The organism is Sphingomonas sp. Leaf33 (assembly GCF_001421785.1).
Lineage (GTDB): Bacteria > Pseudomonadota > Alphaproteobacteria > Sphingomonadales > Sphingomonadaceae > Sphingomonas.
Genome location: NZ_LMLB01000001.1, coordinates 406,626 through 421,072 on the forward strand (window position 1 = coordinate 406,626; position 14,447 = coordinate 421,072).

Here is a 14,447-nt window from a genome sequence, read left to right on the forward strand (position 1 = left end):
CGCGCGAGCGCCCCCGATGCTACCCGACCGACGACGCGGCTTTACCGCAGCGAGCGCTTAAGCGGCCCTTAAAAGCCCAGCATCATACGATAGGCCTTCACTTAAGAACATGACTTCCTTTCCAGAAACTGTCGGACCCGCGCTGTACTGAAGGACAAGGCTGACTGGAGTGCGCCAAGAATATAGCTGACGGATTTCGTCAACATCATCGTAGCTTACCAGCCAATGTCTTAAATATGATTTCATAAGCCGAGCGATCGCTTCATGGTCAGAATGATTATAGTAATTTCTATAAAGCCTCTGTCCCTTGATATAATAGGGGGGATCTAAATAAGTGAGCTCCGGTTCTCGGCCGCAATTACTTGAGATGAAGCTAAGCGCATCCTCATTCTTTACCGATATTCTATCTTTTGCACTCCCGATAAGCTGCAGCATGGTCAGCTGATCATCTAGAGAAAATCGGGCGTCCATCTTATAAGTACCAGATTGAGCATATCCACCTATCGGGCCAGCGCCTTCAATAATCCCTGATCTATTTGTCCGATTAAGGTAATAAGCGGCAAATCCAAGCTCTAGTTCATTAGAAGATTTAGGGGACAGCCATATTGCCTTCTGGTTGTGCCATTCATCAATATTGAACTTTATGTCGTGGACTTTTCGTTGAAACTCAGAGTTTCTATTAATTACAGCCCACCAAAAAGAGTATATGGCTGGATCGATATCGTTGAGAATGATGGATTTTGCATATCCCGCAAACAACAAATTTAGAGCCAGTCCGGCGCCGCCGGCGTACGGTTCCCTGTATGTGCAATTATAAAGACTGTTCCTCGCAATCAGATCGGCCATAAATGGAAAAAGCTTTGACTTTCCGCCTGGATAGCGGAGTGGTGAGCGTATAACAGTCATATATTGCGCTTAATAAACTGATCAATGCAATCACGAGCCGAAAACAAGCGAAGTGGGTTCGGTATTATATTCGCGTGCGACCCAAGATTGACATAGTCTAAATGGGCTTTTCTAAACTCCGATAATACTTGCTTATCGGATTGGGGCAAGCTCAACGCCGGGGACATAGCCAGCTGTATTGCTGATTCTAAACTCAGAGAAGTGCCCTTTTTATTTGCATCCTTCTCATCAATGATGTGCTTCAATATGGACTCAACAATGTTCCGCAAAAGGAATGTACCTGCGGCTGGATACACCTGGCAGTTGAGATTTCTCGCCTCTTTAGCAAGCTGTTTGATCAGCTGATTGTGTTTCGTGACGGGATAATTAAAAAGAGCGCCAGACTTAAGATTAGGACTTTTGGAATTATTATCTTGTTCTGTCTTGTCGATTTTATCATCACCAGACTTTTTGTCATTACTCTCACCAGATTTCACGCCCGCTTTGAAATCCTTGAATACATCGTCGTAGCCGGCAGTGGCGCCGAGGCCCTTCTCTGGTGCAATCACAAGCTTCCGTACCAAATGCTGCAACTTTTGGTCGGCATAAGGGGTGTTAAACTTTATCAGCAAATTATCTCTGTCAAATTCAATCCCAACCTTATCCTTATGCCCTTGAGCCTGCAGAAAGCGAATGGGAGGATTGAACTCAACAGATGGGTCTTCCAAAATCTCCCGCTCTTCGTTACTCCAGTTGAATGTCAGAGCATTGAGATAAAGACCATATTCGAGAATATAGTCTCTTATTTGCCCCTTGCGCCGATCAAAAGCAGCTGCGAGAGATGCAACTGAGCGGCCTGATTGATGCTCGTCATAAACGGCTTTTCGACTTCCAAGATAACCCCACTTTGATTTGTCTCCCAATCCAAAGTGGGCGCTCGCCATTATTGGAAGAAGATCGTCGCGCGATGGCGCGATAGAGCATTCGATGTTGAGAAGCTTTGACTTCGATTCTTCAGTTATAGCCGGTATCTTAGCCTGATACTGCTTGGCCGGCTTCAAAAGGCCCGTGAGCAACTTATAGGTCGCTATCCGGCGATTACCTTCGATTACGGTATAACGATTTCCACATTTAACGACGTACGGTCGTTCTGCGCCAACATTTCGACTCTCGCTCGCAATTTTTTCAAGAAGCTCGCCCAGGCGCTCATGAGCAAACATGTAGTCAACTATCTCTACCTCTGTTTTCAGAGGTTTTAGTGTGACTAGCCTTGGATTGCGGACATCTAGTTCAATTTTCTCAAGCGGTACCGAACTGTAGGTGAAATTATCGAACATCCCCGTCTCCCTGCGCAGATGCTAGCTCAGCGCTGGACCGACAGGCAAGAACTTACGTTTAAAAATTGGCATATACAGTCAAAATGGATTCTTTGCATCGAATCTTTTTGAACCTTCTAGTCATCACGATGACGTGAAAACGATCAGAGTAGCAGTCGATCGGTCAAATTGCCCAATCCGCACCCCTGCTCACTCCGCCGCCACCGCGTGTCCTTCGGCGCCCGCACCGCCCTTCAACAACGGCGCCAAATACCGCCCGGTAAAGCTCCGCGGCTCCTGCACGACAACCTCAGGTGTCCCCTCCGCCACAATCTCCCCACCCTTCACGCCGCCCTCCGGCCCCAGGTCAAGAATCCAGTCCGCCGTCTTGATGACGTCGAGGTTATGCTCGATCACCACCACCGTATTCCCCTGCTCGACCAGCGCGTGGAGGACTTCGAGCAATTTGCGGACGTCCTCGAAGTGCAACCCCGTGGTCGGCTCGTCCAGGATGTACAGCGTGTTGCCGGTGGCGCGGCGGGAGAGTTCCTTGGCGAGCTTCACGCGCTGCGCCTCGCCGCCCGACAGGGTCGTCGCCTGCTGGCCGACCTTGACGTAGCCGAGGCCGACTTCGGCCAGCATCGCCATCTTGTCGCGGATGGGGGGCACGGCCTTGAAGAATTCGACCGCGTCCTCGACCGTCATGTCGAGCACTTCGGCGATGCTCTTGCCCTTGTGCTTCACCTCCAGCGTCTCGCGGTTGTAGCGGGCGCCGTGGCAGACGTCGCAGGTGACGTAGACGTCGGGGAGGAAGTGCATCTCGATCTTGAGCACGCCGTCGCCCTGGCACGCTTCGCAGCGGCCGCCCTTGACGTTGAAGCTGAAGCGGCCCGGCTTGTAGCCGCGCGCCTGCGCCTCCGGCAGGCCCGCAAACCAGTCGCGGATCTGGGTGAACGCGCCGGTGTAGGTCGCCGGGTTCGACCGCGGGGTGCGGCCGATCGGCGACTGGTCGATGTCGATGACCTTGTCGAGGTGCTTGAGGCCGGTGATCGCGTCGTGCTTGCCGCTGAGGATGCGCGCGCCGTTCAGCTCGCGCGCGGCGGCGGCGTAGAGCGTGTCGATGGTGAAGCTCGACTTGCCCGATCCCGACACGCCGGTGATGCAGGTGAAGGTGCCGAGCGGGATCGACGCGGTGACGCCCTTCAGATTGTTGGCGGTCGCGTTCTGGACGGTCAGCTTCTTGCCGTTGCCCTTGCGGCGCTTGGTCGGCACGGGGACTTCGCGGGTGCCGTTCAGGTAATCGGCGGTGACGCTGCCCTTGGATTTCAGGATCTGCTTCAGCGTGCCCTTGGCGACGATCTCGCCGCCGTGGACGCCGGCGCCGGGCCCCATGTCGATGACGTAATCGGCCATGCGGATCGCGTCTTCGTCATGCTCTACGACGATGACGGTGTTGCCGAGATCGCGCAGGCGGCGGAGCGTGGCGAGCAGCATGTCGTTGTCGCGCTGGTGCAGGCCGATGCTGGGTTCGTCGAGGACGTAGAGCACGCCCGAGAGCCCTGAGCCGATTTGGCTCGCCAGGCGGATGCGCTGGCTCTCGCCGCCCGACAGCGTGCCGGACGTGCGGTCGAGGTTGAGGTAATCGAGCCCGACGTTGTTGAGGAAGCCCAGGCGTTCGAGGATTTCCTTCAGGATGCGTTCGGCAATCGCGGTCTGTTGCGGGTTCAGCGTCGCGGGCATGGCGGTGAACCAGGCGAGCGCGTCGACCACCGACAGGCGGGTGGCGTGGCTGATGTCCTCGCCGGCGATCTTCACCGCGCGCGCCTCGGGCTTCAGGCGGGCGCCGTGGCAGGTCTCGCACGGGCGGCTCGACTGATACTTCGACAGCTCCTCGCGCATCCACGCGCTTTCGGTCGAGAGCATGCGTCGCGTGAGGTTGCCGATGACGCCCTCGAACGGCTTCTTCACGTCGTAGGACTTGCGGCCGTCGATGAAGGTGAGGGTGACGGGCTTGCCCTTGGTGCCGTGGAGGATGACGGCCTGTTGCTCAGGGCTAAGGTCGGACCAGGACGTGTCGAGGCTGAAGCTGAACGCCTTGGCGAGGGAGCCGAGCACCTGCATGTAATAGGGCGAGGGCGGGTTGGACTTCGCCCAGGGCACGACCGCGCCCTTCTTGATGCTCAAGCTATGGTTGGGGACGACGAGGTCTTCGTCGAACACCAGCTTTTCGCCGAGACCATCGCAGGCCGGGCAGGCGCCCTGCGGCGCGTTGAACGAGAAGAGGCGCGGCTCGATCTCGGGGATGGTGAAGCCGCTGACGGGGCAGGCGAATTTCTCGCTGAAGACGATGCGGTTGGCGGGGACGCCGGCGTTCTTCATCGCGCCCGCATTGGTCGCGTCGTTCTCGCGGCCGGGCACGACGCCGTCGACCAGGTCGGCATAGGCGAGACCCTCGGCCAGCTTCAGCGCGACCTCGAAGCTTTCGGCGAGACGCGTGGCCTGGTCGGGGTTCACGACGATGCGGTCGACGACGACCTCGATGTCGTGCTTGTACTTCTTGTCGAGTGCGGGGGCTTCGTCGATGTTGTGGAGCTCGCCGTCGATGCGCACGCGGCTGAACCCCGCCTTCTGCCACTCGGCGAGTTCCTTGCGATACTCGCCCTTGCGGCCCCGCACGACGGGGGCGAGCAGGTAGAGGCGGGTGCCCTCGGGCAGCGCCATCACGCGGTCGACCATCTGGCTGACGGTCTGCGCGCTGATCGGCAGGCCGGTGACCGGCGAATAGGGAACGCCGACGCGCGCCCAGAGGAGCCGCATATAATCGTAGATCTCGGTGACCGTCGCGACCGTCGAACGCGGATTGCGCGAGGTCGTCTTCTGCTCGATCGAGATGGCGGGCGACAGACCCTCGATATGATCGACGTCGGGCTTCTGCATCAGTTCGAGGAACTGGCGGGCATAGGCCGACAGCGACTCGACGTAGCGGCGCTGACCCTCGGCATAGATGGTGTCGAACGCGAGGGAGGACTTGCCCGAGCCCGAGAGGCCGGTGATGACGGTCAGCGTGTCGCGCGGGATGTCGACGCTGACGTCCTTCAGGTTATGCTCGCGCGCGCCGCGGACGGAGATGTGGGTCAGGCTCATGGCGCTCTTCCGTTCCAGATTTGTTCGCTGGGAGCAAGCGCCCCGCGCCCGCCAACGCCTGAAATGGGAATGGGTGGCACGGGCGGCAAGGCGGGCGGGGTCTTGGCAATGCCCGCGCGTGTATTATATTCCCGATACACTTAAGAGGTGACCGATGGCCAAGAAGGGCAAATTGCCGAAGACGATCGCCGGCGTGAAGCTGCCGAAGACGGTGCGCAAGCCGGCGGAGAAGCTGATCGCCAAGGCGCAGACGCCGGAAGGGCGCCGGATGCTGGCGGCGGGCTTCGCGATCGCGGCGAGTGCGCTGGCGACGCGGTCGACGCCCAAGCCGCACGACACGCCGCCGCCGCGCCCGCCCGAACCACCCGTGCCGCCGGTCGCACCCGATGCGCCGCCGCCCCCTTCGACACCGCCTACGCCGCCGCCCGATGGCATGGGGCAGGGCGCGGTCGATCCGCACGCGATCGCCGACGCGGTCGGCAAGGCGGCGAGCGCGTTCATCGACGGGTTCTTCAACCGGCGACGGTGACGATCCGCTGGCCGCAGTTACTCACCCGGCGCACAGGCAAACTTAAATCATAGTTTAGGCAACGCGGCGCACGGCGCATCGTTCTGCGGTCTCATGGATCGGGCGTGACTCGCTCCATTCGAGGAGCACGCGGTTCATGAATGACTACAAGGACGTCCTTGCCGGCAAATGCCCGTTCGGCGGCGATCGCATCGGCGGCGCACACACCAATCCGCCGACGCTGCAGGACTGGTACCCCAATCGCCTGCGCGTCGAGCAGCTGCACCGCGATGGCCCGCGCGCCAATCCGCTGGGCGAGGACTTCGATTACAAGGCGGCGTTTGAAGCGATCGACCTTCAGGCGTTGAAGGCGGAGATCAAGGCATTCCTGACGACCTCGGTCGCGTGGTGGCCGTCCGATTACGGCAATTACGGGCCGCAGATGATCCGCATGGCGTGGCATTCGGCCGGCACCTATCGCATCGCCGACGGCCGCGGCGGGGCTGGCGAGGCGATGCAGCGCTTCGCGCCCGTCGACAGCTGGTGGGACAACGGCAACACCGACAAGTCGCACCGACTGATCTGGCCGATCAAGCAGAAATACGGCGCTGCGCTGTCGTGGGCCGACCTGATCGTGCTGACCGGCAATTGCGCGCTCGAGATCATGAACTTCCCGACCTACGGCTTCGCCGGTGGGCGCCACGACGCGTGGGAGGCCGACGACGCGACCTATTGGGGGCCGGAAGTCGTCGACATGACGACGGTCGAATCCTTCGACAAGATGACCGACCGATCAAAGCGGTGGCGCGGGCAGAACGGCGATGCCGATTACGACCTGGAACAGCCGCTGGCCGCGACCAACCAGGCGATCATCTACGTCGATCCCGAAGGCCCGAACAAGAGCGGCGACCCGATCGAATCCGCGCGCGATATCCGCATCGCCTTCACCCGGATGGCGATGAACGACGAGGAGACGGTGGCGCTGATCGCCGGCGGCCATGCGTTCGGCAAGAGCCACGGCATGGTGAAATCCGATCGCATCGGCGCGCCGCCCGAAATGGCGCCGATCGAGCAGATGGGGCTCGGCTGGCACAATCCGGAAGGGTCCGGCAACGCCGAGCACACGATGACCAACGGGATCGAGGGCAGCTGGACGCCCGATCCGACCACGTGGGACAACAGCTACCTCGAAAACCTGTTCAGGTTCGACTGGGAACAGACCCACAGCCCGGCCGGCGCGTTGCAATGGACGCCGATCGACAAGTCCGCGCCGCACACGCCCGACGCGCATATCGCGGGGCAGACGCATCCGCTGATGATGATGACCAGCGACCTCGCGCTGAAGATGGACCCGGTCTATCGCCCGATCTGCGAGCGCTTCCTGGCTGACTTCGACTATTTCACCGAGCAGTTCTCGAAGGCGTGGTACAAGCTGACGCACCGCGACATGGGGCCGAAGGAACGGTACCTGGGCGAGGAGCGCACGATCGAGGACGACCTGTTGTGGCAGGATCCGATCCCGCCGGTCGATCATCCGCTGATCGACGCGGGCGACATCGACGCGCTGAAGCAGGCGATCCGAGATACGGGGCTGTCGGTATCCGACCTTGCGTTTACCGCGTTTTCGGCGGCCTCGACCTTCCGCACGACCGACAAGCGCGGCGGGGCGAACGGCGCGCGCATCGCGCTCGCCCCGCAAAAGGACTGGGCGATCAACCAGCGGACGCGACCGGTGATCGCGCGGTTGCAGCAGGTGATGGCCGACTTCAACGGCGCGGCGGGCGGTGGCAAGCGCGTGTCGCTGGCCGACCTGATCGTGCTGGCCGGCACCGTCGCGGTCGAACGGGCGGCGGCCGACGCGGGTGACGCGGTTGCGGTGCCGTTCGTCCCCGGCCGGATGGATACCGACGATGCGCGGACCGACGCCGACAGCTTCGAATGGCTGCGGCCGGTCGTCGACGGCTTGCGCAACTACATCGACGATGCGTTCGACGATGTCGCGCAAGGCAAGCTTTCGCCCGAGCAGATGGCGCTCGATCGCGCCGCGCAAATGGGACTGTCGGCGCCCGAATGGGTGGTGCTGACCGGTGGTCTGCGGGCGCTCGGCGCCAATTGGGACGGCTCGGCGGACGGCGTCTTCACCGACCGCGTCGGCGTGCTGAGCACCGACTTCTTCACCACGCTGACGAGCATGGACTATGTGTGGAAGGCGGCGGACGGCGGCGGGCATCGCTTCCATCTGGTGACGCGCGACGGCGGGAAGCAGCGCTTCACCGCGACGCGCAACGACCTGATCTTCGGCGCCAATTCGCAGCTGCGCGCCATCGCCGAAGTCTATGCGGCCGCCGATGCGCACCAGCGTTTCATCCGCGACTTCGTGGCGGTCTGGACGAAGGTGATGATGGCAGACCGGTTCGACTGCCACCAGTGACCCGCCCGGACTGGTGTCCGCGCTCAGTGCGGCGCCAGCCCCAGTTCCACGCCGGTCTTGTCGTGCAACGCGAAGCGATCGACCAGATCGGCGCTCGCGCGGTTGTAGCCGATCACTTCGACGGTGCGTCCGTCGCGGCGCAGGCGGGCAACGACGGTGTCGAGCGCGCCGACGCCCGAGATATCCCAGAAATGCGCTGCCGCCACGTCGATGGTGACGTGCGCCGCGGTGCCCGCATCCTGGAACGCGCGGGTAAAGCGGTCGACCGAGGCGAAGAAGATCTGGCCGGTGACGCGGTAGGTGGTGTGCGCCCCGTCCCCGCTGTCCTCGCGCGCCACCGCGAACATCCGCTGGACCTTGCCGGCAAAGAAGATGCCCGACAGCAGCACGCCGGCCAGCACGCCCAGCGACAGGTCGCGGGTCGCGACGACCACGACGACGGTCGTCACCATCACCACCGATGACGTTGGCGGATGGCGGCGCAGGTTCGCGATCGAATTCCAGCTGAACGTTCCGATCGACACCATCATCATGACCGCGACGAGTGCCGGCATCGGCACGCGGCCGACGAAGGGCCCGAGCACCGCGAGCAGGAACAGCAGGAAGGCACCCGCGACGAAGGTCGACAGCCGCCCGCGCCCGCCCGAGGTCACGTTGATGACCGACTGGCCGATCATCGCGCAGCCGCCCATGCCGCCGACCAGCGCCGCGACGATGTTCGCGCCGCCTTGCCCGGCGCATTCGACGCGCTTGGCGCTGTCGGTGTCGGTCATGTCGTCGACGATCTGCGCGGTCAGGAGCGATTCCAGCAGCCCGACCGCCGCCATCGTCAGCGAATAGGGCAGGATGATCCACAGCGTGTCGAGCGTCAGCGGCACGTTCGGCAGCGTCAGGCTCGGCAGCCCCTCGGGCAGCTTCCCCATGTCGCCGACGGTGTTGACGGTCAGACCCAGGCCGATGCTGAGCGCGCTGAGTACCAGGATCGCGACCAGCGGCGACGGGATCGCGCGTGTCAGCCGCGGGAACCCGTAGATGATGGCGAGGCCGCCGGCGACCATCGCATAGGTCTGCCACCCGACGCCCGTCAGCTGGGGGAGCTGTGCGAGGAAGATCAGGATCGCCAGCGCATTGACGAAACCGGTGATGACCGACCGCGACACGAACTGCATGACCAGGTTCAGCCGCAGCAGCCCGGCGACGATCTGGATGATCCCCATCAGGATCGTCGCGGCGAACAGGTAGTCGACGCCGTGGTCGCGCACCAGCGGCACGACGACGACCGCAACCGCGGCGGTCGCGGCGGAAATCATGCCCGGTCGACCGCCGACCAGCGAAATAACGATGGCGATCGCGACCGAGGCATACAGCCCGACGCGCGGATCGACGCCGGCGATGATCGAGAAGCCGATCGCTTCGGGTATCAGCGCCAGTGCGACGACGATGCCGGCCAGCACGTCGCGGCGGGCGGCGGCGCCGTCAGTGAACCACTGGCGGCGATACATAGGAAAATCGAACGTCATGGAATGTCCACATCAGGGCACATGGCGCGACGAAGCGGCGCTAAAGGGTTGCATGTGTGATGTTGTCCGGCGGATCGGCGGCCGGAATAGCCACCCGGGTTTGCACCGGGTCCTTGCGATTGCCGCGCGCCTTAACCGAAACCAGGCGGCGTGCGCAACCGCGGACGGTGCGGGGTCAGGATGCCGCGAAGGTCGGGGCCTTCGCGAAATCCTCTCGCCCGAACGGCCGGTCGCGGAACATATAGCCATAATAGAAGTCGCGCAGCCGCCGGTGGAAAGCGCGGATGCGGTCCTGGTACGCAAGCTGCGCGGCCAGATCGGTGCGGGCGAGACGGGTCAGCAGCGCCTGCACGCCGACCGAGGGGAGTGCCCAGCCGATCGCGGTCGCCACGGCTGCGCGCCGCTCCAGCCCTGCGCGATAGGCGCGGACCTGCGGCGCGACGCTGTCGTCCCCGTTCTGGTGAAAGGCGAAGTACCATTTATAGTGAAAGGCGACCGGCAGCGGCGCCGAATCCGCCCATTCGGGATGCCGTGCGTAGAAGCGGCGCATGGTTTCCTCGCGCGGGATTTCCCAGGCGCGGTGGACGTTCTCGCGCTGGGCGAGCGCGATCCGCGATCCTTCGTCGACCGGAATCGCGCGGTTGATGACGACGTTGGCGAGCGTGGGTACGACCAGCACCAGCACCAGCCAGAGCCCGGCGAGCGTCGCGGCATTGGCGGTCGAGCCGCGGCCGAACCGCGAGACGATCCCGGCGAGACCGATCCAGAACAGCAGGTAGAGGGCCGCGACCGCGACGATCAGCAGCATCGTATCCGCTGCGACGCCCGACAGGATCGCGCCGATAACGAACGGCACCGCCAGCGCCGCGAGCAACAGTGCGAAGCGCACCAGGCCCCGCCGCAGCCACAGCCGCCGCGCGCCCGGCATCGCCTCCAGCATCCGCGCCCGCCCCGCCTCACGCTCGCCCGACGTCAGGTCATGGAACAGCGCGATGGCGAATAGCGGCGCAAGGAACACCAGCACGAAGGCGAAGTCGAACCGCCCCGGCAGCGCGAGTTCGGGATTGAACGTGTCACCGTCATAGATCTGCGCCTCCAGCCCCAGCGCGCGGACACGCAGGATGTAGGGGGCCACGTCGCGCATCCCGATCGCGGCAAAGGCGAGCGGGGCGGGCGCGTCCCACGTCGGGTGGAAGCTGTAGTAGGCCGCACTGCCGGCATCCTTTTCGCGGTCGATATAGGCGGCGACCGCGGCGATATCCTCGGCCTGCGCCGGGGCGATGGCAGCGATCGCGGCGCGCTGTCGGGCGACCTCGGCCATGCCGGCGGTCACTGCCGCCGCGCTGAATACCGCCAGCAGGACCAGCGCGATGCCGGCCAGACGCGAGCGGAGCAGCAGGCGCGTCTCGTGCACCCACAACGTCATCGGCGGGCTCCCAACCGGCGCGTGGCGACGGCCAGCGCGACCAGGCCCAGCGCCAGCCAGCCGAGGATGATGCCGAGGCCGGGCAGGCTCGCGCGGACCAGCGTTGCCGCATCGGGCGGCGCGAAGGCGAATTCCGGCATCCGCTGCCAGTTGTTCGCACCGATACGCTTGCGACGATCGGCGCCGGCGTCCCGCGCGGTATCGTCGGCATAGCTGACGGCCTCCGCCTGCAACCGGTTCAGCCGCTGGACCAGATCGTAGCGATACGCCTCCGCCTGCTCCAGGAAGCGACGGTGCCCGGCGAAATCGGTGCCGGCGGCGGCCATCGACGCCTGTTTCAGCGCGATCGTCGGGCTCATCAGGCCGACGCCGGCGACCAGCGCGTTCTGCGCCGCGTGCGTGGCGAAACTCTCGCTTGCATAGCGATCGAACAGGCGGCTGGTCATCGCTTCACCCTCCAGCGCCAGCAGGCCCTTGTAGTTGACCGGCAGGTCCTCGACCCGGGTCACGCCGTAGCGCTTCAGGACGCTTGCCTTGAATGCGGCGAAGTGCGGGTCGTCGGGATTGTGGCTGTCGCCCATCCGTCGCAGGTCGCGCGCGATGGCGACGTCGGTCTGGAGGCGGTTGGCGAGGGGATAGGCCTGGCTCGCGACATCGGGCGCGACGCGGGGCAGCAGCACGACGGTCACCGCCCAGACCGCCAGCAGCGCCAGCAAGGCGTCACGCCGCCGCCTGACCAGCATCGACACGACCGTGATCGCGACGACCCACAGCGCGAGATAGCCGGCATAGGCGAGCGCGATGACCGCCATCGGCCCGGCATGGGCGCCCGGCTGATCCGCGATGAGCACCAGCCCGATCATCGCGGGCAATCCGACCAGCACCGCGACCAGACCGAGTGCCGCGAGCTTGCCCAGCACGATCGCCCGCGCCGACGCGCCTTGCAGCATTAGCGGGCGCAGCGTGCCGCGTTCGGTTTCGCGCGCGACCGCGCCATAGCCCAGGAAGACCAGCAGCAGTGGCGCCACCGCCTGCAACACGAACGCCGGGGTCAGCTGGCCGAACCGGACCAGCAGCGAGCTTTGCCGCACGTCGCCGAAATTGGCGGTGTTCTGGCGGTGCCCCTCCAGGAACATGCTGTTGCCGGTGAAGGCATCGACTCCGGGATCGAACGCAGCGACCGGGCCCAGCGGGCGAAAGATGAAGTGGCCATAGTGGACGACGCGGTGCGGGTGGCGATCGGGCTGTGCCTCGAACGCGTGATCGGCCTCCGCCTGGTGGCGCGCGCGCGCGTCGGCGATGCCCTGCTGATGCGTCCAGGAGGTGACGACGGCGACCAGCGTCAGCACCAGCAACAGCACGACCGCGGTCACCGCGACCCGGTTGCGCCACATCAGCCGCAACTCGTCGCGGGCGATCAGCCGGACCGCGATCATGCCGGTGCGCCCGAGAACCGGTGATGCAGCGCGCGCACGTCGAACCGTGCGGTCCCGCCCGCCGCGACCTCGTCGACGATCCGCCCGCGCTCCAGGAAGCCGATGCGGTCGGCGACATCGGCCGCGCTCAACAGGTCGTGCGTGACCATCAGCACCGCGGTGCCGCGGGCACGGACGGCATGGAGCAGCGTGTTGAAATCGGCGGTCGCGCGCGGGTCGAGGCCGGAGGTCGGCTCGTCGAGCAACAACACCGGTACTTCGCGCAACAGGGCAACCGCGATCGCGACCTTCTGGCGCATTCCCTTGGAAAAGCCGCCGAGCCGCTGGACGTAGGCGCGGTCCTGCAACCCCGCAGCCGCCAGCGCGTCGGTGATCGCGTGGCGCGACCGCGGCGTGCCCGACAGCGCGAGCAGGTAATCGGCATTCTCGACCGCGCTCAGATGCTCGTAGAGCGCGACATTCTCCGGCAGATACGCCACCTGCCGCCGCGCCGCGTCCGGATCGACCGCCGGATCGTGTCCGCCGATGCGTACCTGCCCGTCATCGACGCGCACGAAGCCGAGCAGCGCCGACAGCGTCGTCGATTTGCCCGCACCGTTGCCGCCGAGCAGCGCATAAATCTCCCCCGCCGCGACCGACAGCGACAGCCCGTCGAGCACGCGGTGCGCGCCATAGGACAGGACCGCGTCCTGGATCGCGATCTCGGGCGAAGGGGCGGGCGGGGGCGGGATGTCCGGCATGGCGGCGCCTGTGCCCTGCCGTCGCCCGGCAGGTCAAGCGTAATGATGTATCATTTCAATTTGTCAGGGCAGTCGACGGGGCGTGTCGGGCGGGTGGGATCACCCGCCGCCGCAGACTTTCAGCTGTCCGGCGCCGCCGAGCCGATCGACCTGTTGCCTGGCCAGCGTCGTGACCTGCTGCGGGGTCGCCGGCCAGCCCAGCGTGCGGCGTGATCCCGGAAAGACCACGAACCGGACGGTACCGGGTGCGACGCCGGCGCCGGTGCGGGCGTTGGGCGCGGTGCCGCCCAAGGCTTTGAAGAACGCGATCGACGCTTCGCCCAGCCGTGCGCCCGCGCCGCCGCCGGTGTCGCCGATGACAAAGGCCGTCCCCTTGCCGGTCGCCAAGTTCCAGGCCCAGCCGACATCGCCGGGCGCACCGGTGCCGCGGCGTCTGGGGAAGTCGCTGCCGGGCAGGACGATGTACGGGATGGTTCGCGAATCAGCAAAGGTCGCCGGATCCGTTTCGGAGCCGCCGCGCACGCGTAGCGCGGTGTGCGACACGAAATATCCGCGGTACGGGCCGCTTTGCTGGCGATACGGCACCTTCGGATTTGCCGGATCGCGCGTCAGGACGTCGGGCCACCACCCGGTCTGCGGCCAGCCGGCGTTCTGCGGATTGTCGAGCCCGAGGTACGGCGGGCGCGACCGCATCCGGTCGTCGGGATGATAGGCATCGGGGGCGCCGTCGGCATCGACCCGGCTGTGATCGGTCGCATAGCAATAGGCGCCGGAGCCCGCGTCGCGCCACAACTGCGTGCCCTTGAACCGGGCGCCCGGAAAGTCGGTCCACGGACGGAAGTCCGCAGCGGTGGCCGGCGCGCTGCCGACGAGTGCGATCGCAAGGAATGCCCGGTTCATAAAGCCCTCCCGAATATCGGACACGACGGTCCGGGCACAGGACAGCAAGACGCTTGCCGAGATACAAGCGCGATCGCGTCCGTTTCGGCTCGACCGGATGCGGCCGGCGGCATCTTCGGCAGCGCGGATCAGCCGATCGGC

10 protein-coding genes and 1 other annotated feature are annotated in these 14,447 nt (G+C 64.4%); of the genes, 2 read left to right on the top strand and 8 right to left on the bottom strand.

From position 1 onward, the window contains the following. Positions 1-57: 57 nt before the first annotated feature. The 3 genes from ASE86_RS15585 to uvrA form a co-directional block, all read right to left on the bottom strand. The gene (locus tag ASE86_RS15585; protein ID WP_082441606.1) at positions 58-906 is read right to left on the bottom strand and encodes a DNA adenine methylase; all 849 of its coding nucleotides are present in this window, start codon (positions 904-906) and stop codon (positions 58-60) included. After that, a complete protein-coding gene (locus tag ASE86_RS15865) occupies positions 903-2,222 on the bottom strand; it encodes a hypothetical protein (protein WP_156347002.1) in 1,320 nt (439 codons plus the stop codon). The genes ASE86_RS15585 and ASE86_RS15865 overlap by 4 nt, the downstream gene beginning before the upstream one ends. A gap of 189 nt (positions 2,223-2,411) precedes the next feature. After that, a complete protein-coding gene (uvrA, locus tag ASE86_RS02080) occupies positions 2,412-5,345 on the bottom strand; it encodes an excinuclease ABC subunit UvrA (RefSeq protein ID WP_056421845.1) in 2,934 nt (977 codons plus the stop codon). Between the two features lie 154 nt (positions 5,346-5,499). Here uvrA and ASE86_RS02085 point away from each other — a divergent pair, with 154 nt between their 5' ends. Next, positions 5,500-5,874: a hypothetical protein gene (locus ASE86_RS02085; RefSeq protein WP_056421846.1), complete on the top strand. Its 375-nt coding sequence runs from the start codon at positions 5,500-5,502 to the stop codon at positions 5,872-5,874. Positions 5,875-6,010: 136 nt separating this feature from the next. Next, a complete protein-coding gene (gene katG / locus ASE86_RS02090; RefSeq protein ID WP_056421847.1) occupies positions 6,011-8,284 on the top strand; it encodes a catalase/peroxidase HPI in 2,274 nt (757 codons plus the stop codon). A 23-nt stretch (positions 8,285-8,307) separates the two neighbouring features. On the opposite strand, the gene ASE86_RS02095 is transcribed toward katG, so the two are convergent. The 5 genes from ASE86_RS02095 to ASE86_RS02115 all read right to left on the bottom strand — a co-directional run bounded on the left by ASE86_RS02095 (position 8,308) and on the right by ASE86_RS02115 (position 14,306). Beyond that, positions 8,308-9,804, bottom strand: a complete 1,497-nt coding sequence (locus ASE86_RS02095; RefSeq protein WP_056421848.1) for a SulP family inorganic anion transporter — start codon at positions 9,802-9,804, stop codon at positions 8,308-8,310. A 60-nt stretch (positions 9,805-9,864) separates the two neighbouring features. Then, positions 9,865-9,920 (bottom strand) — a sequence feature (sul1 is cis-regulatory element that is thought to sense ions involved in sulfur or methionine metabolism; They are found in Alphaproteobacteria). A 59-nt stretch (positions 9,921-9,979) separates the two neighbouring features. Beyond that, positions 9,980-11,230: a DUF3526 domain-containing protein gene (locus ASE86_RS02100; RefSeq protein ID WP_056421849.1), complete on the bottom strand. Its 1,251-nt coding sequence runs from the start codon at positions 11,228-11,230 to the stop codon at positions 9,980-9,982. Further along, complete coding sequence (locus ASE86_RS02105) at positions 11,227-12,666, bottom strand: ABC transporter permease (RefSeq protein WP_056421850.1); 1,440 nt, start codon at positions 12,664-12,666, stop codon at positions 11,227-11,229. The genes ASE86_RS02100 and ASE86_RS02105 overlap by 4 nt, the downstream gene beginning before the upstream one ends. Continuing rightward, entirely contained in the window at positions 12,663-13,406 is a 744-nt protein-coding gene (locus ASE86_RS02110; protein WP_056421851.1) for an ABC transporter ATP-binding protein, read from the bottom strand. Before ASE86_RS02110 ends, ASE86_RS02105 begins: the two co-directional genes overlap by 4 nt. A 99-nt stretch (positions 13,407-13,505) precedes the next feature. Beyond that, complete coding sequence (locus tag ASE86_RS02115) at positions 13,506-14,306, bottom strand: glycoside hydrolase family 75 protein (RefSeq protein WP_056421852.1); 801 nt, start codon at positions 14,304-14,306, stop codon at positions 13,506-13,508. Positions 14,307-14,447: the final 141 nt, after the last annotated feature.